At 62.3% G+C, this 18,973-nt stretch carries 21 protein-coding genes; 12 read left to right on the forward strand and 9 right to left on the reverse strand.

Features of this window, described 5'->3' with window-relative positions:
* The first annotated feature begins 176 nt into the window (after nt 1-176).
* The 10 genes from lepB (at nt 177) to AOT96_RS07920 (ending at nt 8,451) form a co-directional block, all read left to right on the forward strand.
* Nucleotides 177-920 (forward strand): signal peptidase I, encoded by a 744-nt coding sequence (gene lepB / locus AOT96_RS07875; protein WP_042446389.1) that lies wholly within the window; start codon nt 177-179, stop codon nt 918-920.
* A gap of 106 nt (nt 921-1,026) precedes the next feature.
* Entirely contained in the window at nt 1,027-1,380 is a 354-nt protein-coding gene (locus tag AOT96_RS07880) for a glyoxalase superfamily protein (protein ID WP_042446391.1), read from the forward strand.
* Nucleotides 1,381-1,435: 55 nt separating this feature from the next.
* The gene (locus AOT96_RS07885; RefSeq protein ID WP_054827208.1) at nt 1,436-2,485 is read left to right on the forward strand and encodes a saccharopine dehydrogenase family protein; all 1,050 of its coding nucleotides are present in this window, start codon (nt 1,436-1,438) and stop codon (nt 2,483-2,485) included.
* The gene (locus tag AOT96_RS07890; RefSeq protein WP_003943180.1) at nt 2,482-3,066 is read left to right on the forward strand and encodes a TetR/AcrR family transcriptional regulator; all 585 of its coding nucleotides are present in this window, start codon (nt 2,482-2,484) and stop codon (nt 3,064-3,066) included. Before AOT96_RS07885 ends, AOT96_RS07890 begins: the two co-directional genes overlap by 4 nt.
* Before the next feature lie 21 nt (nt 3,067-3,087).
* Complete coding sequence (locus tag AOT96_RS07895) at nt 3,088-3,714, forward strand: SMI1/KNR4 family protein (protein ID WP_042446400.1); 627 nt, start codon at nt 3,088-3,090, stop codon at nt 3,712-3,714.
* Nucleotides 3,711-4,811, forward strand: coding sequence for a galactose-1-phosphate uridylyltransferase (gene galT / locus AOT96_RS07900; protein WP_054827207.1), 1,101 nt, complete (start codon nt 3,711-3,713; stop codon nt 4,809-4,811). The genes AOT96_RS07895 and galT overlap by 4 nt, the downstream gene beginning before the upstream one ends.
* Nucleotides 4,811-5,941, forward strand: a complete 1,131-nt coding sequence (gene galK / locus AOT96_RS07905) for a galactokinase (RefSeq protein WP_042446406.1) — start codon at nt 4,811-4,813, stop codon at nt 5,939-5,941. The genes galT and galK overlap by 1 nt, the downstream gene beginning before the upstream one ends.
* A 119-nt stretch (nt 5,942-6,060) precedes the next feature.
* Nucleotides 6,061-6,510: an RrF2 family transcriptional regulator gene (locus AOT96_RS07910; RefSeq protein WP_003943059.1), complete on the forward strand. Its 450-nt coding sequence runs from the start codon at nt 6,061-6,063 to the stop codon at nt 6,508-6,510.
* 31 nt (nt 6,511-6,541) lie between these two features.
* Nucleotides 6,542-7,735: a globin domain-containing protein gene (locus AOT96_RS07915; protein ID WP_065351536.1), complete on the forward strand. Its 1,194-nt coding sequence runs from the start codon at nt 6,542-6,544 to the stop codon at nt 7,733-7,735.
* 92 nt (nt 7,736-7,827) lie between these two features.
* Nucleotides 7,828-8,451 carry a LysE family translocator gene (locus tag AOT96_RS07920; protein WP_042446415.1) on the forward strand — a complete coding sequence of 208 codons (624 nt, stop codon included), beginning with the start codon at nt 7,828-7,830 and terminating at the stop codon, nt 8,449-8,451.
* A gap of 2 nt (nt 8,452-8,453) precedes the next feature.
* Here AOT96_RS07920 and paaK read toward each other — a convergent pair whose 3' ends face one another.
* The 9 genes from paaK to AOT96_RS07965 all read right to left on the reverse strand — a co-directional run bounded on the left by paaK (nt 8,454) and on the right by AOT96_RS07965 (nt 16,121).
* Nucleotides 8,454-9,755 (reverse strand): phenylacetate--CoA ligase PaaK, encoded by a 1,302-nt coding sequence (gene paaK, locus AOT96_RS07925; protein WP_007730627.1) that lies wholly within the window; start codon nt 9,753-9,755, stop codon nt 8,454-8,456.
* Between the two features lie 41 nt (nt 9,756-9,796).
* Nucleotides 9,797-10,876 carry a 1,2-phenylacetyl-CoA epoxidase subunit PaaE gene (gene paaE, locus AOT96_RS07930; RefSeq protein ID WP_064687859.1) on the reverse strand — a complete coding sequence of 360 codons (1,080 nt, stop codon included), beginning with the start codon at nt 10,874-10,876 and terminating at the stop codon, nt 9,797-9,799.
* Between the two features lie 4 nt (nt 10,877-10,880).
* A complete protein-coding gene (paaD, locus tag AOT96_RS07935; protein ID WP_047269445.1) occupies nt 10,881-11,339 on the reverse strand; it encodes a 1,2-phenylacetyl-CoA epoxidase subunit PaaD in 459 nt (152 codons plus the stop codon).
* Between the two features lie 65 nt (nt 11,340-11,404).
* On the reverse strand, nt 11,405-12,322 hold the full coding sequence (gene paaC / locus AOT96_RS07940; protein WP_065351537.1) for a 1,2-phenylacetyl-CoA epoxidase subunit PaaC: 918 nt from the start codon (nt 12,320-12,322) through the stop codon (nt 11,405-11,407).
* Nucleotides 12,323-12,350: 28 nt separating this feature from the next.
* Nucleotides 12,351-12,668, reverse strand: a complete 318-nt coding sequence (paaB, locus tag AOT96_RS07945; RefSeq protein WP_007730622.1) for a 1,2-phenylacetyl-CoA epoxidase subunit PaaB — start codon at nt 12,666-12,668, stop codon at nt 12,351-12,353.
* Nucleotides 12,665-13,633 carry a 1,2-phenylacetyl-CoA epoxidase subunit PaaA gene (gene paaA / locus AOT96_RS07950; protein WP_042921543.1) on the reverse strand — a complete coding sequence of 323 codons (969 nt, stop codon included), beginning with the start codon at nt 13,631-13,633 and terminating at the stop codon, nt 12,665-12,667. The genes paaB and paaA overlap by 4 nt, the downstream gene beginning before the upstream one ends.
* A 92-nt stretch (nt 13,634-13,725) precedes the next feature.
* Nucleotides 13,726-14,511, reverse strand: coding sequence for an enoyl-CoA hydratase-related protein (locus tag AOT96_RS07955; protein WP_029256503.1), 786 nt, complete (start codon nt 14,509-14,511; stop codon nt 13,726-13,728).
* A gap of 27 nt (nt 14,512-14,538) precedes the next feature.
* Nucleotides 14,539-15,396, reverse strand: coding sequence for a 3-hydroxyacyl-CoA dehydrogenase family protein (locus AOT96_RS07960; RefSeq protein WP_065351538.1), 858 nt, complete (start codon nt 15,394-15,396; stop codon nt 14,539-14,541).
* Nucleotides 15,393-16,121 carry an enoyl-CoA hydratase/isomerase family protein gene (locus AOT96_RS07965; protein ID WP_007730615.1) on the reverse strand — a complete coding sequence of 243 codons (729 nt, stop codon included), beginning with the start codon at nt 16,119-16,121 and terminating at the stop codon, nt 15,393-15,395. The genes AOT96_RS07960 and AOT96_RS07965 overlap by 4 nt, the downstream gene beginning before the upstream one ends.
* A gap of 107 nt (nt 16,122-16,228) precedes the next feature.
* Here AOT96_RS07965 and AOT96_RS07970 point away from each other — a divergent pair, with 107 nt between their 5' ends.
* Complete coding sequence (locus AOT96_RS07970; protein ID WP_007730612.1) at nt 16,229-16,840, forward strand: TetR/AcrR family transcriptional regulator; 612 nt, start codon at nt 16,229-16,231, stop codon at nt 16,838-16,840.
* Nucleotides 16,841-16,928: 88 nt separating this feature from the next.
* Nucleotides 16,929-18,971 (forward strand): phenylacetic acid degradation bifunctional protein PaaZ, encoded by a 2,043-nt coding sequence (paaZ, locus tag AOT96_RS07975; protein ID WP_065351539.1) that lies wholly within the window; start codon nt 16,929-16,931, stop codon nt 18,969-18,971.
* Nucleotides 18,972-18,973: the final 2 nt, after the last annotated feature.

Below are 18,973 nucleotides of genomic sequence, written 5' to 3' on the forward strand. Positions count from 1 at the left end.
CGAAAGGTATTCGTCGGCACGATGTTTGGGTCAGGACTGCGCGGATTGCCGATCTCGACCGGATCTTCGCGCGTGATGTGATCCAATTCCGAAGCATGTCAGCTGACAGACAGACCCACGAACCGAGAAGATTCGTATCGGGCCGACGACTGGTTGCGCCATCTATTGTCGGGAGTGTGACGGAATCCGACGCCCACGAGGACTCGACCGACTCCACTGAATCGGCAGTGGCCGATCACCCGAGGAAACGTCCACTGTGGCGTGAGATTCTGATCCTCGTTGTCGTCGCACTTGTCCTGAGTGTTGTCATTCAGAACTTCGTCGGACGCATCTTTCTGATCCCGTCGGAGTCCATGGAACCGACACTTCACGGATGCACCGGCTGCACGGGAGACAAGATCCTCGTCGACAGAATCAGCTATCGATTCGGGGATCCGCAACCTGGGGATGTGGTCGTGTTCAAGGGACCCGAGTCCTGGAACGACGAGTACAAATCCATTCGATCCGACAATTCGATTGTTCGCGCGTTTCAGGGACTCGGGTCCATCGTCGGCTTGGTCCCGCCGGACGAAAACGACCTCGTGAAGCGGGTAGTCGCGGTCGGTGGCCAAACCGTACAGTGTCTGTCCGAGGAAGAGGGGCTTCGGGTGAACGGCAAGCCGCTGACCGAGCCGTACATCGACAAGCGCATTCCGGGCAACGATACCTCTTGTCAAGGAAGGTATTTCGGGCCGGTCACGGTTCCCGACGGGAACCTGTGGGTGATGGGCGACAACCGCGCCCATTCGAAGGATTCACGTTTCCATCTCGATGACGAACACAGTGGAACGGTGCCGATCGACAATGTCATCGGCAAGGTTCAATTGATCGTCCTTCCCTTCTCACGGTGGGGAACTGTGAGCTCGTTCGATCCGCAGTGACAGATCGAATCAACCAGGCGGCCTGCATCTTCGGACGGCACAGTCGACATGGATCCGCTTTCGGACGATCATCGAGCGCATCTGTTGCCGAAGGTAGGAGAACCACATGCGCGCTCGACGCATCACCGCCAATCTCAAAGTCGCCGATGTCGGAACCGCCAAGAGCTTCTACTCCGACTTTCTCGGCCTGAGCACCGAAGAGTTCAACATGGGGTGGGTCGCTCGCTACACCTCTCCCGACACCGGCGCGAACGTACAGCTCGTCACGCACGACGCCACTGCGGCCGAGGACTCGGTCATCTCAGTCCACACGGACGACATCGACGGCGCCTACGAAGAGGCCCGCAGGCTCGGCTACGAAATCGTGCACCCCATAACGACCGAAGAGTGGGGTGTTCGCCGATTCCTCGTCCGGGCACCCGATGGCAACGTCGTCAACATCGTGCGACACCGGGACTGAGCAGCGGAAAGAACCCCATTCGACGTTTTAGGTCATTTGACCTAGAGTTAGGTGCATGACCGATTCATTGCAGTATTCAGCCGACGGCCCGATCCTCGTGGCCGGCGGATACGGAACCGTGGGCAGCGCCCTGACTGCGTTGCTCGCCCCCGACTTCCCACTACTCCTCACCGGACGCACCCCCGAGCGAGGCGACGAACTGGCCGGCCGTCACGGCGCTTCCGTCCGCCGCTGGGACCTCCTCGACCCGACACCCTTCGACGCGTCCGTACGCGCGGTCGTGTCGACGGTCAACGATCCCCACGATCGTGTCCTGTCCGCCGCCGTCGAGGCCGGCATTCCGTACGTGGACATCACCCGCTGGACAACCCGCGTCGCTCGCGCCGCCACTCTGGCGGGTCAGAAGTCGCCGAGCGCACCGGTGTACCTGTCGTCCGGATGGATGGGCGGAGTCACCAATATCGTCGCCGCAGCGCTGGCCGAGGAACTGGGTGGCGCGAGCACGATCGACGTCTCGATTCGCTACGACGTCAACGACATTGCCGGGCTGGACTCCGTCGACTTCATCGATCGGCTCGGGCAGGATTTCGAGGTGATGCAGCAAGGAAACCCGATCACCGTCAGCCCGTTGACGGATACACGCTGGGTCGACTTCCCCGGATCGCGCACCAAGGTCGGAAGAATCGACACTCCGGAACAATTCACGTTCCCCATGACCTTGGGCGCCGAAACTGCCAGCACTCGAATAGGTTTCAGTTCGAATGCATCCACAACTGCGCTGCTCGCCGCCAAGAAGGTGGGTCTGTTCCGTTGGGGTCGCGGCGACCGCTTCACACCGCTACGACGCGGACTCCTGTACTCGCCGGGCAAGGGCGGGAGCGCGCAAGTACGCATCGATGTCACCGGCCCGAGCGGCACGACAAGCGCGACAATCGTCGACCGGCAGGGCCAGGCTCACCTCACCGCGGTGGGCGGCGCGCTGGCCGTCAGACGAGCCTTGGCCGACGATGCCCAGCCTGGAGTCACTTTCCCCGAATCGCTTCCGAACCCGCGCCGCACCGTCTCCGAGTTGGAGAGCTTCGGGGTGGCAGTATTGCGACCATGACCCTCTCCAAGGGCGCCGCCCGTGCGGCAGCACTTCTCGACGCAGCAGAACAGGTCCTCACTACTCAGGGCAATGCCAACTCGGCAATGCGCGATTTCGCAGCCGCGGCCGGAGTGCGGGTAGGACATCTGCAGCACTACTACCCCACCCGTGCAGATCTGATACGCGCAGTGATGTCACGTGCATTGACCCGCTCACTGGATCGCCTTGCCGTCGTCCCCGATACGGATCAGAGCCTTTCCCGCGAGGAATCCGAACACTTCATCGGAGTCCTGCTCGGAGAACAGGACGACCAGGCCACGGTGCGTCTGTACGTCGAAGTATGGGCCATTGCAGCGGCGGACCAAGAAGTCGCGGTCGTGCTTCGAGACTTCTACGCCCAGTACATCGCACACGTAGAGCGCGCAGTCGCGTGTGCACAACCGGAGCTGGATGCGGCGGAACTTGGCGCGACAGCGCAGACCATCGTGAGCCTGCTCGAGGGTTCCGCAATTCTCCGATCGGGAATCACCGGCCGAAAGTCCGAGGCTTCGGACCGAAAGCTCGTGGACACACTGCAGTACCTGATTCACGGGTCCTGACTCGGACGTATCGTAAAGCCCATGAGCGTTGCAAACGAATGGAGCCGAATCGAAGCGTGGTGCCGTACACACGCACCGGTGACGGCTGCAGCGTTTCAACCAGGACTTGGTGACGCCGTTATCGAGGAATTCGAAGCCTCGACCGGCGTCACGTGGCCCCAGGAACTTCGCGACCTGTATCGGGTCCACAACGGCAGCCTGACCCACGACGACCGGACCGGCCTCTTTCTCGGCAGCGTGCTCCCGGACAAATTCTTCTACCCCATCGACGTCGCAACAGAAGTTCGTCTCACTCTGCTCGAAACGTGGGATGAGACGATCTACGAGAATCCAGACCTCTACGCCGAGGACGAGATGGATCGACACGATCAACGCGACGCAGGCACTGCCGCAACCATGTTCATCCCCTCGTTCGTTCCCTTCGCCGGACTGGACGAGTACCACTACTTCGTGGACACCCGCAGCGGCGCACTCCACCATTGTGTGACCGAGTATGCGTCGGACGCCACTGACAACGGCGGTCCGATCTGGGCGTCCATCTCGGTAATGCTGGCCGCCCATGCCGTAGCGCTGGAAACAGGATCAACGATCGGAGTGTGGAAACCCGTTGTCAGCAAGGGTGTTCTGGAATGGGAAGTCGACGCATGACACCCAAGCAGGATCCGACCCGTCGCACCCTCGCCGACGGGCGTCAGATCTTCTACTTCGACGATGCCGGCAGTACCCGCACCCACTCTGCGCGAGATTCCCGCGAATTGCCGGCTCTCGACCACTCGTCTCGGATGAGATTCGACGTTCTCACCGGGGAGTGGATCACCATGGCTTCGCATCGCATGACACGGACACATCTCCCCTCCGCCGCCGAATGTCCATTGTGCCCGACCGACGAAACACGCACGCCCACAGAGATACCCGACGGAGACTACGACGTCGCGGTGTTCGAGAATCGGTTTCCGAGCTTTGCCGCGGCGCCCGAGGAAGCCATTGACAGTCCCGGAGACGGTGCGGGCGATCGCCCAGCGGCCGGTCACTGCGAAGTGATGTGCTTCTCGAGCGATCACACGGCGTCCGTCGCCGAGCTTCCACTCGAACGCATGCGCACGATTGTGGGTGCCTGGATTTCTCGGACCGAAGAGTTGTCGGCGGATCCGCTTGTGGAACAAGTGTTCTGCTTCGAGAACCGCGGCGAAGAAATCGGGGTGACACTCACCCATCCACACGGACAGATCTACGCATACCCGTATGTCACGCCACGCACCCGATCGATGCTGACGCAGGCGCACAAACACTTCGAGCGCACCGGTCGCTCGCTACTCGCCGATGTTCTGGCGTTCGAGCGCGAGGACAAGGCCCGGTTGATCTACGACGGCGATCACTGGAGCGCCTACGTCCCGACCGCCGCACGATGGCCCATCGAGATTCACCTGGCACCGCACCGAGACGTCCCGGACCTCCCCTCGCTGAACGACCAAGAGCGCGAAGAGCTTGCGGTCGTCTACCAAGATCTCCTACGCCGTATCGATCGCTTCTATCCGGGCGTCGACCGGGTACCGTACATCGCGGCCTGGCACCAAGCTCCCGTCCGCATCAACCGACCTCTGGGCCGACTGCATCTTCAGCTGTTCTCGATCTTGCGCGCACCGGGCAAACTCAAATACCTCGCCGGGTCCGAGTCCGCCATGGGCGCCTGGGTGAACGACACCGTTCCCGAGGCAGTCGCGGCCCGCCTACGGGAGTTGAAATAGTGGATACGGTCTCGAACAATTCTGTGCTCCAACAGTTTCACGCCACCTACGGCTATCCGGCAACCGGAGTGTGGGCGGCACCCGGTCGAGTCAACCTGATCGGTGAACACACGGACTACAACGGTGGATTGTGCCTACCGGTCGCTCTCGAGCAGCGAACACTGGTTGCCGTCGCACTGCGCAGCGACGGGGTCGTCCGCGTGCACAGTCGGCAATCCGCCGAGACGTACACCGGGCCCGTCGACGACATCGCCACAGGGTGGGCCGCCTACCCCACAGCCGTTCTGTGGTCTCTTGCGCGCAGAGGCCTCCCGATCGGAGGAATCGATCTTGCCGTCGACTCGTCGGTACCGGTCGGGGCCGGACTGTCGAGTTCCGCCGCCCTCACCTGTTCGGTTGCGTTGGCCGTCAATGAACTTCATGATTCACCCTTCCCCCGCGATGAGCTGGTACAGGTGTGCATCCAGGCGGAGAACGACGGCGTCGGCGCACCGACCGGAGGAATGGATCAAACCATTGCCCTCTTTGCTCAGCCCTCGACTGCGCTCCTGCTGGACTGTCTGGACGGATCCACCGAACCCATACCTTTCGAACTCCACGGTGCAGGGTACGAACTGATCGTCATCGACACCCGGGTCAAACACTCGCTCGCAGACGGACAGTACGGAATGCGGCGCTCTCAATGCGTCGCTGCAGCAGCAGCTCTCGGCGTCGGCAGCTTGCGAGAGGCTACAGCAGACCAGGCCGAGACAGTGCGAGACCCGATCCTCCGGGCGCGGGCACGGCACGTCGTGACCGAGATCGAGAGGACGCGGAAGACCGCAGAACTTCTGCGCAGCAGCAGATTCAGTGACGTCGGCGAGCTGTTCGACAACTCGCACGCCTCGTTGCGCGACGACTTCGAGGTCTCGTGCGATGAACTCGACGTCGCCGTTGCCGCAGCACGACGCGGCGGCGCGATCGGTGCGCGGATGACCGGCGGCGGATTCGGAGGCTCAGCCATCGCGCTGGTTCCGGAAGGAAGCGGAGCGGAGGTCATCGCATCGGTGAGCCGCGACTTTGCGGCGCGAGGTTGGCGAGCACCACACTTTCTCGGCGTCGTTGCCGGGGGTTCGGCCGCTCGTCTCTGAGCGAACGGCACGTTCAGCGCACTGGAGGTGCCGAACGTACCGTTCGCCCTGGTTGGGGCACCTCGAGATCCCCCTCACATAAATAGTCATCTTAGATGCGAATTATGTAGGTTCAGATCATGCAACTGACGCAGTTCACCGATCTGGGATTGCGCGTCGTCATGCGGTTGGCCGTACTCGACGCGGATGCCTCCCCCAGTACCCGGGATGTTGCGCAGCAGCTCAACGTGTCGTACTCCCATGCCACCAAGGTGGTTACACGGCTCGGAGAGCTCGGCATCGTGACAACCAGGCGCGGCCGCGGCGGTGGGCTTTCCATCACCGAACTCGGCCGCACCGCCACCATCGGCTGGCTGGCCAGACGCCTCGAAGGCCCGGGTGAAGTCGTCGACTGCGAAGGCGACAAACCGTGCCCATTGCGCGGAGGTTGCCTCCTTCGAAGTGCGTTGCGCGAAGCACAGGAAGCGTTTTTCGTTTCACTCGACGCGGTCACGATCGAAGACGTCATCCGGCAGCCGTCCAAAACTGTCCTGCTACGCCTCACCACCCGGAGCGACGAAGCAGGCTGATCAATCGAATTTCGACCGAACGGAGCAGCTCATGCTTTCCCCACAGTCAACCGAGGTCATTCGCGCCACCCTTCCCGTGGTCGGCGCTGCCATCGGCGATATCACAACCCTGTTCTACCGCAAGATGTTCGACGCACATCCTGAACTCGAACGTGATTTGTTCAATCGCGGCAATCAGAAGCAGGGCGAACAGCAGAAGGCTCTCGCCGGCGCCATCGCGGCATTCGCGACGCTTCAGCTCGAGCCGGACAGCGCCAAGGTCGATCTCATACTTTCACGTATCGCCCACAAGCATGCGTCGCTGGGAATCACACCCGACCAGTACGCAATCGTGCACGAACACCTCTTTGCCGCGATCGTCGAAATACTCGGCGATGCAGTCACTCCCGACGTCGCAGCAGCCTGGGACGAGGTCTACTGGCTGATGGCGGAAACCCTCATCACGATGGAGCGTGGCCTCTACCAACTCGCCGGCGTGGACGCCGGTGACGTCTGGCGCACAGTCAGGATCGGTGAACGAGTTCTTCAGTCCGCCGACACCGTCTCACTGACACTCACGTCGCTCGACGGTAGCGCACTCCCCACCTTCGCTCCCGGACAGTACCTTTCGGTCGGGGTTACGCTGCCCGACGGCGCCCGCCAGATCCGTCAATACAGCCTGTGTTCGATACCGAGCAGCGCAGACTGGCGGATCAGCGTCAAGCGAATCTCCGGAACTCCCGATGGCGAAGTGTCGAACTTCCTCTACAACAACGTATTCGAAGGTCAAGAACTCTCCGTCACCACACCTTTCGGCGATCTCACCATGCCGGACGACAACTCACCGCTCCTGCTCGCGTCGGCCGGAATCGGTTGCACACCGATGATCGGGATGCTCAATCATCTCGTGGACACCGGCGCTGACCGTTCGGTATCTGTCATCCATGCGGATCGATCCATTGCGGATCACGCGCACCGCGCAGAACTCAGCACACTCGTCGACCAGATCCCCGCCGCAACCCTGCACCGTTGGTACGAGGATCTCGGCACGCACGTTGCGTTCGGATCGGTTCACGAAGGACGGGCGGATTTGCAAGGTATTGCAGTGGAGCCCGATACCCAAGCCTTCCTTTGCGGGCCGATGCCGTTCATGTTGGCGATGCGCGCATCGTTGCTCGAAAGGGACGTCCCGGCACAGAATATCCACTACGAGGTCTTCGGGCCCGACAGCTGGGCCAACACCTGAGCGGACCACTGCCTGCGAACTGGACCTTGGCGCGCGACTGCAAACCCTTGTGTACTCGACGAAACATACGCATCGAGTAGTGGGAGACCGACATGATCACGTCAGCGTCGATGACGGGAGTCGCGCTGATCGCCCTGGCGATGGTTCTGACACCGGGCCCCAACATGATCTATCTGGTGTCCCGCAGCATCAGCCAGGGCCGCCGGGCGGGTTTGATCTCGCTCGGCGGAGTCGCAACCGGTTTCCTGGTCTACCTCGCCGCCACGTGTGCAGGGCTGACGGCGGTTCTCTTCGCCGTACCAACGGTGTTCACCGCGGTGAAAATCGGTGGTGCCCTGTACCTGGCCTATCTCGCCTGGTCGACACTCCGACCAGGTGGGAAGTCCGCTTTCGAGGTGGGCGAGGTCGACCGCCACGGTAGCGGCCGTCTGTTCGGGATGGGGTTGACCACCAATCTGCTCAATCCCAAGATTGCGCTGATGTACGCGGCCCTGATCCCCCAGTTCGTCGATCCCACTGCGGGTCCGGTCTGGCAACAGGCACTCGTACTCGGCGGCGTGCAGATCCTGGTCGCAGTCACCGTCAACGCGTTGATCGTGTGCTGTGCGGCAGCCGTGTCGACCTTCCTCATGGCGCGTCCGGTGTGGATGCGGGCTCAGAAATGGCTAGCTGGTGGCATTCTCGGAATCTTCGCCACCCGCATGGCCCTGGAGTAGTTTCAGTCCTTCGGACGTTGGTCGATCAGACGACGCGCTTTGCCGATCGAGCGTTCGAGTCCGCCGGGTTCGAGAACGCTCACCTCGACCGTGACACCGATCTTGTTCTTCACCAGCTTCTGCAACGCCGAAGACGCTGCCGCATGATCGGAAATTGCCGCGTCAGGGCGAGCCTCGACGCGCACTGTCAGAGTATCCATCCGGCCCGGACGCTCCAGCACACACTGGAATTGGGGTGCCAGGGCGGGGACGGTCAGGATCAGCTCTTCGATCTGTGTGGGGAACAGATTGACCCCACGCAGGATGATCATGTCGTCGGTCCGGCCGGTGACCTTCTGCATCCGACGCATCGAGCGCGCCGTACCGGGCAACAGACGGGTCAGGTCCCTGGTTCGGTAGCGAATGATGGGCAGCGCTTCCTTGGTGAGAGAGGTGAAAACCAGCTCACCTTCTTCACCGTCCGGCAGCACTTCGCCCGTGACCGGATCGATGATCTCCGGGTAGAAGTGGTCTTCCCAGATATGGAGCCCGTCTTTGGTTTCCACACATTCCATTGCCACACCCGGGCCCATGATCTCGGAGAGTCCGTAGATGTCGACCGCATGCATGTCGAGTTGCTGTTCCAGCTCGGTACGCATCTGTTCGGTCCACGGCTCCGCTCCGAAAACTCCCACCCTCAGTGAGGTCTTCGAGGGATCGATGCCTTTCTTGATCATCGCATCCACGATGGTCAACATGTACGACGGAGTCACCATGATGGCGTCGGGCTCGAAGTCCTCGATCAGTTGAATCTGCCGCTCGGTCATGCCACCGGACATGGGAATGACCGTGCAGCCCAAGCGCTCCGCACCGTAGTGTGCTCCCAATCCACCGGTGAACAGACCGTACCCGTAAGCCACGTGAACCTTGTCCGAAGACCGCACGCCGCCGGCCGAGAGACTGCGCGCGATGAGATCGGCCCAGTTGTTCAGGTCGTTGCTCGTGTACCCCACCACCGTCGGGCGACCGGTGGTCCCCGAAGACGCGTGAATTCGCGAGACCCGGTCCTGGGGCACCGCAAACATCTTGAACGGATAGTTCTCACGTAGATCCGCTTTGGTGGTGAAGGGAAACTTCGCGAGATCGCTCAGATCCTTCAAGTCGCTCGGGTGGACGCCGGCGTCGTCGAAAGCTTTGCGGTAGTGCGGAACATTGGTGTACGCGTGCATCAGGGACCATTGCATCCGCTCGAGTTGGAGCGTCGAAATGCGGTCCCGACTGGCAAATTCGATTTCTTGCGAAGTAGCAGTGACGAGTTCGGTCATGATTGTCTCCGGTGGGCTCAGTGAGGGCGCTGTGCGGGCGGTCAGGCGTCGAAATCGACTGTTATCTGTTCACCGACAGGGAAGGTCTGGCAGGTCAGTACGAAACCCGCGTCGACTTCGTAGTCTTCGAGTGCGTAGTTCCTGCGCATCTCGACGTCACCGCAGGTGACCTTGGCGCGACACGTTCCACAGACCCCGCCCTTGCACGCGAAGGGCAGATCCGATCGGTACTGTTCCGCTGCGTCGAGAATCGACTGGTCTCGCGGAAGTGTCGCGGTGGTCGATCGACCGTCGAGAGTAATAGTCACCTCGCTGCTCGGTCCGACAATTCCGCGCTCACGATGCACTGCAACCGGCGGAGCGACGTCGTCGACGTAGAACAGCTCGTGATGGATGCGATCCTTGGCAATTCCCAAGCCGGCCAGTACTTCCTGGGCGTCGTTGACCATCCCGAACGGACCACACAACCAGAAGCCGTCGACCTGGTCGCACGGAACGAGAGAGGTGAAGATCTCACGCAACCGGTCGGCGTCGAGACGGCCCGAGAACAACTCGACCTCGCGCGGCTCGCGAGAGAGAACATGAATAACGTCCAGGCGTGCACCGTACCGGTCCTTCAGGTCGGCGATTTCTTCGGCAAACATGACCGAACGGGTGCGCCTGTTCCCGTACAGCAGGGTGACATCGGCCTCGGGGTTCACCAGCAGTGTTGCAGCGATGGACAACATGGGCGTGATTCCGGAGCCCGCCGCGATCAGAACGTGCCGTCCACCCAATGCCGGATCGGCGACAAAATTGCCAGATGGGCCCTGGACGTCGATTCGATCCCCGGCCTTGACGTCTCGCACCAACCAGGAGGAGAAGAGTCCGTCTGCCACTTCGCGAACCCCCACCCGTGGAGACGCCCCTACCGGTGCACAGATCGAGTAGGAGCGACGGTGTTCGACGCCGTCGATCATCCGCCGCAGTGTCAGTGACTGCCCGGCGCCGAAGTCGAATTGATCGGCGATATCGGCAGGCACGTCGAAGGTGACGGCAACTGCGTCGTCGCACAGTGATTCGACACCGGCGACCGTCAACGGGTGAAATGGTTTGTTCCGGTTCGTCGTTGCGGTACTCATCTGTTCAGATCTCCTTCACGTGATCGAACGGCTCGAGGCAGTCGAGGCAGCGATAGAGCGCTTTGCACAGGGTCGCACCGAATTCCGAACTCAGTCTGGTGTTTGCCGAACCGCACTGGGGGCACAGGATGTCGCGCGGCTTGGCCGTCAAGGTCAAGGCGATCGGGCCGGAGGTGCGACGCGGCGCGGCCCCCGGCACCGAGTACCCGGCCGTCCGAAGTTTCGCGAGCCCCTCTTCGCTGATCCAATCCGAACTCCAAGGCGGCGACAGTTGAGTCTTGATCTGGACGCTGCCGTACCCCGCGTCGGTCAGCTTGTGCTCGATGTCGTCTCGCATCGTCGCCATCGCCGGACACCCGGAATAGGTGGGAGTGATTGTCACACAGACCAAGTTCGCTTCGACGTCGACCGATCGGATGACGCCGAGATCGGCCAAGGTCAACAGTGGCATCTCCGGATCCATCACCGAGGCGACGATCTCCTGCGCCGAAGAGACAGTAGCGGAAGAGACGGTAGCGGCAGTCACGGTCACCACACCCCTTCCGGATGCTCTCGTGCAACGCTCTGCATTTCGGCGAGAAGTAGCCCCAGTGCCCCGGTGTGCAGTCCGGCACGCCCGCCGCGGCCGCCGACGAAACCGGAGAAACGCGAAGGGGGCTCTTCCATTTCGGCTGCATGGAGTACCTGGGCAAGAACAGCGTCGAACTCCGGCAGAACAGTACGCGGATCCACTCCGACGCCAACTTCTGCCAAGACGAGTTCGTCCTGAGTGGGAACAAAGAGTTCGTCCACGAACGGGAAGATCTCGAGCAAGGCGTCGGCCGTCCGACGCTTGGATTCTGCCGTGCCGGCGCCCAAGGTGACGACCCATCTTGCCGCGTAGTCGCGGTGATAGGTCAGTTCCTTGACACCTTTGTTCGCCACAGCTGCGAGAACCGGATCGCGCGACATGCGCAGCCGATCGAACAGCGCCAGCCGCCAGGTCGAGAACACGAGTAGCCGAACGACCGTGTGCGCGAAGTCGCCGTTGGCGAGTTCCACCAGTCTCACGTTGCGGAAACCGAACTGATCACGAAAGAAGGCGAGCGCATCTTCGGCCGGCACCGGTGACGTATCGGAGATGAACGGAACCACAGTGGAATCGGCTGCTGCCGCGCGAGCCAGCAGCAGCCTGGCCTGCCCGATCAAGTCCAGGCCGACGTTGGCGAGAGCTACCTCTTCTTCGAGTTCCGGTGCCCGCGTCGACCATTCGGCGAGGCGCTGCGAACTGACGAGCGCGTCGTCGCCGAACATGAGGCAGTAGCGCGCCAGCGCACCGAGATCGACGTCATCCGGCACCGTGGTGTCGACTCCGGCGAGGGGGTCGTCGAAGCTGGTTCCGAACGCCCACTGACCGTGGCCGTCGCCGTCGACCAGGCCGTCGTAGGCACTGTCGTGATCGTTCATCTGTTGGTCCTCGAAGTCGAAGTGATTCTCACATGTGCGGAACGGAGTCCGGGATGTCGTAGAAAGTCGGGTGCCGGTAGACCTTGTCGCCGCTCGGCGCGAAGAACGGATCCTTTTCTGCCGGACTCGAAGCCACGATGTTCGCTGACGGCACGACCCAGATGCTCACGCCTTCGTTACGTCTGGTGTAGACGTCGCGCGCGTGGCGTAGGGCCATCTGATCGTCTGCCGCGCGCAGGGATCCGACATGCACGTGGTTCAGTCCGCGCTTTCCCCTCAGAAATACCTCGTACAAAGGCCATTCGCCCCGCACCTGATCGCGCTGTACCTGATCGTTCTCGCTCATGATGTTTCCCCAGTCGTGCGATCGTGCGCGAGTCTCTCGCGCTGTGCAAAGGCGTACGCGGCGTCGCGAACCCAGGCCCCGTTGTCTTGTGCGGCTTTCCGATTGGTGATCCGCTCGACGCTCGCCGCTCCGTTGCCGCGGACCACGTCCATGAATTCGCTCCAGTCCGGCTCGCCGAAATCGTGTGCGCCACGCTCGGGGTTCCAGCGCAGGTCGGGATCAGGGAAGGTCACACCGAGTATCTCGGCCTGCGGTATCGACATGTCCACGAATCGTTGCCGCAGTTCGTCGTTCGTGTGCCGCTTGATGCGCCACTTCATCGACTGCTCGGTGTTCGGCGATTCGTCGTCCGGCGGTCCGAACATCATCAGAGCGGGCCACCACCATCGGTCGACGGCTTCCTGCACCATTGCCCGTTGAGCGTCCGTGCCGCGCATCATCGTCGCCAACAGCTCGAAGCCTTGCCGCTGATGGAACGATTCCTCCTTGCACACACGGATCATCGCGCGCGCATACGGCCCGAAGGAGCTGCGGCACAGCGGAACCTGATTGCAGATAGCAGCTCCGTCGACCAGCCAGCCGATCACACCCACGTCGGCGTATGTCAGCGTCGGATAGTTGAAGATCGAGGAGTACTTCTGCTTTCCCTCGATCAGTTTGGTGGTCAGATCGCCACGATCGGCACCGAGCGTCTCGGCCGCGGAGTAGAGATACAGACCGTGCCCGGCTTCGTCCTGGACCTTCGCCATCAGGATCGCCTTGCGTCGCAACGAAGGCGCACGGGTGAGCCAGTTTCCCTCTGGCTGCATTCCGATGATTTCGGAGTGCGCATGCTGGGCAACCTGACGGATCAGAGTCTTGCGGTAGCCGTCCGGCATCCAGTCGCGAGGCTCGATGCGCTGGTCTGCCGCGATCGTCTCGTCGAACAGGTTCTGCAGGTCTTGTGGAGCTTCCACGTTGGTCATCGTACCTACCTTTTATTACCGAATGATCGGTTGGTAACTAGTATGCACCGAGGTGTCCCAGCACACAAGAGAATCTTTCGCCGCACCAGAAATCAGCGGCCCTCGAAAACCGGCTTCTGCTTCGACAGGAAAGCCGTGACTGCGCCTCGATGATCTGCCGTGGAACCCAGCTCCACCTGTGCGTTCGCCTCGGCCGCCAGCGTCTGGGAAAGCCCAGGAGCAACGGCACGGATCAGCGATTTCACGTGGGCGAAGGCCGCGGTGGGTCCGTCGGCAAGCCGACGCGCGAGTACCCGAGCCTCAGCTGCGACGTCCTCGTCGGCCACCACGCGATGAACCAAGCCCCACTCCAGCGCGCTCTGCGCGTCGAACTTGTCGCCGAGCAACATCAGGCCACTGGCGCGGCTAGGTCCGAGCGCGTGCACGAGCGCATGACTGAGCCCGGAGTCACTGGCCAGACCGATGCCGGTGAATGCCGTCGCAAAGCTCGCGCGAGCCCCCACGACACGGATGTCTCCGGCCAACGCGATTCCCAACCCGGCCCCGACGCAGGCTCCGCCGATACCCACCACCACCGGGACAGAGAGCGTCGACAGTGCCGTGACGATGGGGTTGTAGTGCGCCTCGACGGTATCCATCGCGTGCGCCGGATCAGCATCCAACGCTGCGGCGTGCTCGCCCAGATCCTGACCGACGCAGAAGTTCTTGCCTTCGGCGAGAATCAACACCGCTCGAACCTCTGCGTCCGCGTGGACCTGCAGCAACGCTTCGAGCAGCTGAGACTTCATTTCGCCGTTGACGGCATTGGCGGCCTTGGGTCGGTCGAGAGTGATTGTCGCCAAACCTCGCTCGATCTCCAAGCGAATCACGTCAGTCATCGATGTTCCTTTCGCAGGCAGTTCGGGTCAGCTCCATGTGTGAAAACCCTGTCCCGTCTTGCGCCCCAACTCGCCGCGAGCCACCTTCTCTCGCAGCATTGCTGGAGGTGCAAATCGATCACCGAGCGTGCTCGCGAGGTGTTCGGCGATCGCCAGGCGCACATCCAACCCGACCAGATCTGTCGAACGCAGCGGGCCCATCGGATGCCGATACCCCAATTCCATTGCTCGGTCGATCGATTCCGCGTCCGCCACACCCTCTTCGAGCATGCGGATGGCTTCGAGCCCGAGACCGACACCAAGCCGGCTGGTTGCAAAACCAGGTGAGTCGTTGACGAGCACCTCGGCTTTGCCGAGCATCGACACCCATGCTCGTACCGAGTCGACAACCTCGGGGCGGGTCTGAGGCGCCCGGACGATCTCGACCAACAGCGACGCCGGGACTGGATTGAAGAAGTGCATACCGATGAACCGGCCCGGATCCGTCAGCGCTGCGCCGAGTTCGGCGATCGACATGGAACTGGTGTTGCTGGCGATCACGGTGCTTTCTCCGGCAACGGTTTCCGCAGCGGCGAGCACCTCGACCTTGAGGGCCGCAATTTCCGGGACCGCCTCGACGATCAGGTCGAGCGACGGTGGCAACGAGGTCACTGCGTCCACGGTGCTCACGCGCGCCAGCACCGTCGCGGGGTCCTGGTCGTCGAGTTTCCCTCGCTCGTGAGCTCTGTCGAGGCCGGCGGAAACACGCTGCAACGCGGCCGCGGTGTCGCCACTCTCCGCGATGGTGACCGCCCCGCCGAGACTGGCGAACACCTGGGCGATACCCGCACCCATGCGTCCACCGCCGATGACTCCGACGGTCTTCGGTGCAACTGCTTCAGTCATGATTTCTTCTCCAGGAAGGCCGTCATGCGATCGCGCTTGTCCGAACTCTCGAACAGGACGGCCTGGGCGATGTCGTCGGCAAACGGATGCGATCCCGGCGCATCGACGATGATCTTGGTCAATCGCAGTGCCAGCGGGGACAGTCGGGAAATGCGGTCGAGCAGCCGATGCGCTGCGTCGACGTGGCAGTTCGGTTCGGTTACCTCGACAACCAGGCCCGCTCGTAGCGCCTGCTCGGCGTCGAGGTTCCTGGCACCGAGGAGCACCTGCTTCGCGATCGAGACGCCGACGAGCTTCGGCAATCGATAGCTGGCGCCGGCGGCTGCCATTATGCCGAGATTGGGCTCCGGATTCCCGAAGACCGCCGTCGTTGTCGCGATGCGAATGTCGCAGGCGTAGGTCAACTCTGCCCCACCGCCGAGCGCGTAGCCGCTCACGGCGGCCACGGTGGGAAGCGGGAGCTTTCCGATTCGGTCGAACAGCGTGCGGTTGATACCCGCGAACGCTTCCTCTCGTCCGCGCTCTCGGAGCTCCGCGATGTCAGCGCCGCCTGCGAAGTGGTCGCCGCGCCCCGCAAGCAGGAGCAGCTTCGGATCCCGTTCGAGGCGTCCACAAACCTGATGCAGTTCGTCGATCATTTCCGCGTTGATCGCATTGCGTTGCGCGGGCCTGTCGAGGGTGACCACGACGCGATCCTCGCGCTCGTCCACGTGCAGGGTGTTCACATTCGCTCCTTCTCGCTCTTCTCCATTAGTAACCGAACATTCGGTCGTTTGGCAAGGACGAGAACGAGGATGGTGCACAGCTTTGCCCGAACTGAGAAGATGGGGACATGACTACGGCACGCCCCACTCGACGCACCGGCCTCCCCGGACGTCCCGGCTACGACCTCGATTCGCTCCTGGCCGTGGCCGTGAAGGTGTTCAACGACAAGGGCTACGACGGCGCCAGCATGGAGGTGCTCGCCAAGAAACTCGGCATCACGAAGTCCTCGATCTACCACCATGTGTCCGGAAAGTCAGAACTTCTCGAACTCGCCCTTTCGCGTGCACTCAACGCCCTGTTTGCGGTCACGACCGAAGAGGGCGCCACCACCGGTCCGTACATCGACCGGCTCGAATACCTGGTCCGGCGCAGCGTAGAGGTGCTGGTCGCAGAGCTTCCATACGTCACCCTGCTCCTGCGCGTCCGCGGCAACACGACGGTCGAGCGCGCCGCGCTAGCTCGTCGACGCGAATTCGACAACTTCGTCGGAGGTCTCGTCGCGTCCGCCGCAGCGGAGGGAGACTTGCGCCCGGACATCGAACCAGCCCTCGCCAGCAAGCTGATGTTCGGCACCGTCAACTCACTGATCGAGTGGTACAAACCCCGAGCGGGTGAGTCCGTCTCCGACATCGCCGACGCGGTCGTCGCCGTCACTTTCGACGGACTTCGCAAGGCCTGACTCCAGGCAGTTCTGCCGAATCCTTGACAACGCGGCGTTACCGGGCGATCGTAATTACCGACCGAACGTACGGTGAGATGGAGTTGTCGTGAGCAGACTGTTGGAAAGCTATGTGGCCGGTCAGTGGTACGCCGCACCGGACGCAGGTACCCCGTTGCCGAGCGCAGTGGACGGATCGGAGGTGGCCCGGATCTCCGCAACCGGCATCGACCTCGCCGAGATGGTTACGTACGCCCGCGAGGTCGGCGGGCCTGCACTGTCCGCGATGACCTTCCACGAACGTGCCGGCGCGCTCAAGGCTCTCGCCCTCACGTTGATGGCAGGAAAAGCCGAGTTCTACACACTCTCCACTGCCACCGGTGCGACGACGCGAGATTCCGGGGTGGACATCGACGGCGGATTCGGGACCCTGCTGAGCTACGCGAGCAAGGCTCGGCGCGAATTGCCCGACAGCACAGTCTTTCTGGACGGAAACGTCGAGCCTCTCGGCAAGGGCGGAACCTTCCTCGGGCAACACATCTATACATCACGTCGCGGCGTCGCCGTGCAGATCAACGCCTTCAATTTCCCGGTGTGGGGGTTCCTGGAGAAGCTGGCACCGGCATTCATCGCGGGGGTGCCGTCCATCGTCAAACCTGCCAGTTCCACGGCATATCTCACCGAACTCGTCTTCCGGCGCATCATCGAGTCAGGCTTGCTCCCAGAGGGTTCCGTCCAACTGCTCTCCGGTAGTGCACGCGGCCTCCTCGATCACCTCGGCGGGCAGGACTCAGTGGCATTCACCGGATCCGCCGACACCGCAGCAACGCTGCGTGCTCACCCGAACGTCGTCGGCAAGGGCGTCCATTTCAATGCCGAAGCCGATTCACTCAACGCGTCGATCCTCGGCGAGGACGCCGTACCAGGAACGCCCGAATTCGATTTGTACGTCAAACAACTCGTCACCGAGATGACGGTCAAGGCGGGCCAGAAGTGCACGGCGATCCGGCGCGCCCTGGTCCCGCTCTCGCTGGTCGACGCCGTTGTCGATGCCGCATCCGAGCGACTGAACAAAGTTGTCGTGGGACACCCCGATGCTGATGGCGTCACTATGGGAGCTCTCGCCAGCATCGAACAGCGTGACGAGGTCTTGAAATCCATTCGCGGTCTGACGAAGTCGGCAACCATCGTATTCGGAGACCCTGACAAGGTGGACGTGGTCGGTGCCGACGGCCAGTCAGGAGCCTTCCTTTCCCCAGTCCTTCTCCGGGCGGAAGAGAATGCGCACGAGGTACACGAACTGGAGGCCTTCGGACCCGTCAGCACCGTCATCGGATACGACGGCATCGATCATGCGATCGAACTCGCGGCCCGTGGCGAGGGAAGCCTCGTCGCCTCGGTGGTCACTGCCGACACCGACATCGCACGTCGACTGGTGCTGGGTCTCGCAGCTTTTCACGGCAGAGTGCTCGTGCTGAACCGCGACGACGCCAAGGAATCCACCGGCCACGGCTCTCCCCTTCCAGTCCTCGTACACGGCGGTCCCGGCCGTGCCGGCGGCGGTGAGGAGCTGGGTGGCATCCGCGGAGTTCTGCACCACATGCAGCGGACCGCCGTACAGGGCACACCCGACGTCCTCACCGCAGTCGGCGAGCGCTGGTTCACCGGATCGCAGCGCACGACCGGATCCGAACATCCATTCCGAAAGAGTCTCGCCGAGTTGAAGATCGGTGACACTGTTGTCGGCGGTCCGCGCCAGGTCACACTCGCAGACATCGATCATTTTGCAGAGTTCACCGGTGACACCTTCTACGCTCACACCGATCCGGTGGCCGCTGCGGCGAATCCACTCTTCGGCGGCATCGTCGCGCACGGCTATCTTGTTGTCTCACTCGCTGCGGGCCTGTTCGTCGACCCGGCTCCCGGCCCGGTTCTCGCGAACTTCGGCGTGGACAGCCTCAGGTTCCTGACTCCGGTCAAAGCCGAAGACAGCCTGACGGTCACCCTCACAGCCAAGACCATCACACCTCGCAGCAGCGCAGACTACGGTGAGGTTCGTTGGGACGCCGTGGTGACGAACCAGGACAACGATCCGGTCGCGACATACGACGTCCTGACTCTGGTAGCCAAGACTCGCCCCGAAGGGAATTGAAA

This window comes from Rhodococcus sp. 008 (genome assembly GCF_001682295.1).
In the GTDB taxonomy this organism is placed as follows: domain Bacteria; phylum Actinomycetota; class Actinomycetes; order Mycobacteriales; family Mycobacteriaceae; genus Rhodococcus_F; species Rhodococcus_F qingshengii.

Bases quoted from the DNA above. Each gene is read 5' to 3' on its own strand.
- AOT96_RS07880 (WP_042446391.1), top strand. From the start codon at position 1,027: ATGCGCGCTCGACGCATCACCGCCAATCTCAAAGTCGCCGATGTCGGA.
- AOT96_RS07885 (WP_054827208.1), top strand. From the start codon at position 1,436: ATGACCGATTCATTGCAGTATTCAGCCGACGGCCCGATCCTCGTGGCC.
- AOT96_RS07890 (WP_003943180.1), top strand. From the start codon at position 2,482: ATGACCCTCTCCAAGGGCGCCGCCCGTGCGGCAGCACTTCTCGACGCA.
- AOT96_RS07895 (WP_042446400.1), top strand. From the start codon at position 3,088: ATGAGCGTTGCAAACGAATGGAGCCGAATCGAAGCGTGGTGCCGTACA.
- galT (WP_054827207.1), top strand. From the start codon at position 3,711: ATGACACCCAAGCAGGATCCGACCCGTCGCACCCTCGCCGACGGGCGT.
- AOT96_RS07910 (WP_003943059.1), top strand. From the start codon at position 6,061: ATGCAACTGACGCAGTTCACCGATCTGGGATTGCGCGTCGTCATGCGG.
- AOT96_RS07915 (WP_065351536.1), top strand. From the start codon at position 6,542: ATGCTTTCCCCACAGTCAACCGAGGTCATTCGCGCCACCCTTCCCGTG.
- AOT96_RS07920 (WP_042446415.1), top strand. From the start codon at position 7,828: ATGATCACGTCAGCGTCGATGACGGGAGTCGCGCTGATCGCCCTGGCG.
- paaK (WP_007730627.1), bottom strand. From the start codon at position 9,755: ATGACCGAACTCGTCACTGCTACTTCGCAAGAAATCGAATTTGCCAGT.
- paaE (WP_064687859.1), bottom strand. From the start codon at position 10,876: ATGAGTACCGCAACGACGAACCGGAACAAACCATTTCACCCGTTGACG.
- paaD (WP_047269445.1), bottom strand. From the start codon at position 11,339: ATGGATCCGGAGATGCCACTGTTGACCTTGGCCGATCTCGGCGTCATC.
- paaC (WP_065351537.1), bottom strand. From the start codon at position 12,322: ATGAACGATCACGACAGTGCCTACGACGGCCTGGTCGACGGCGACGGC.
- paaB (WP_007730622.1), bottom strand. From the start codon at position 12,668: ATGAGCGAGAACGATCAGGTACAGCGCGATCAGGTGCGGGGCGAATGG.
- paaA (WP_042921543.1), bottom strand. From the start codon at position 13,633: ATGACCAACGTGGAAGCTCCACAAGACCTGCAGAACCTGTTCGACGAG.
- AOT96_RS07955 (WP_029256503.1), bottom strand. From the start codon at position 14,511: ATGACTGACGTGATTCGCTTGGAGATCGAGCGAGGTTTGGCGACAATC.
- AOT96_RS07960 (WP_065351538.1), bottom strand. From the start codon at position 15,396: ATGACTGAAGCAGTTGCACCGAAGACCGTCGGAGTCATCGGCGGTGGA.
- AOT96_RS07970 (WP_007730612.1), top strand. From the start codon at position 16,229: ATGACTACGGCACGCCCCACTCGACGCACCGGCCTCCCCGGACGTCCC.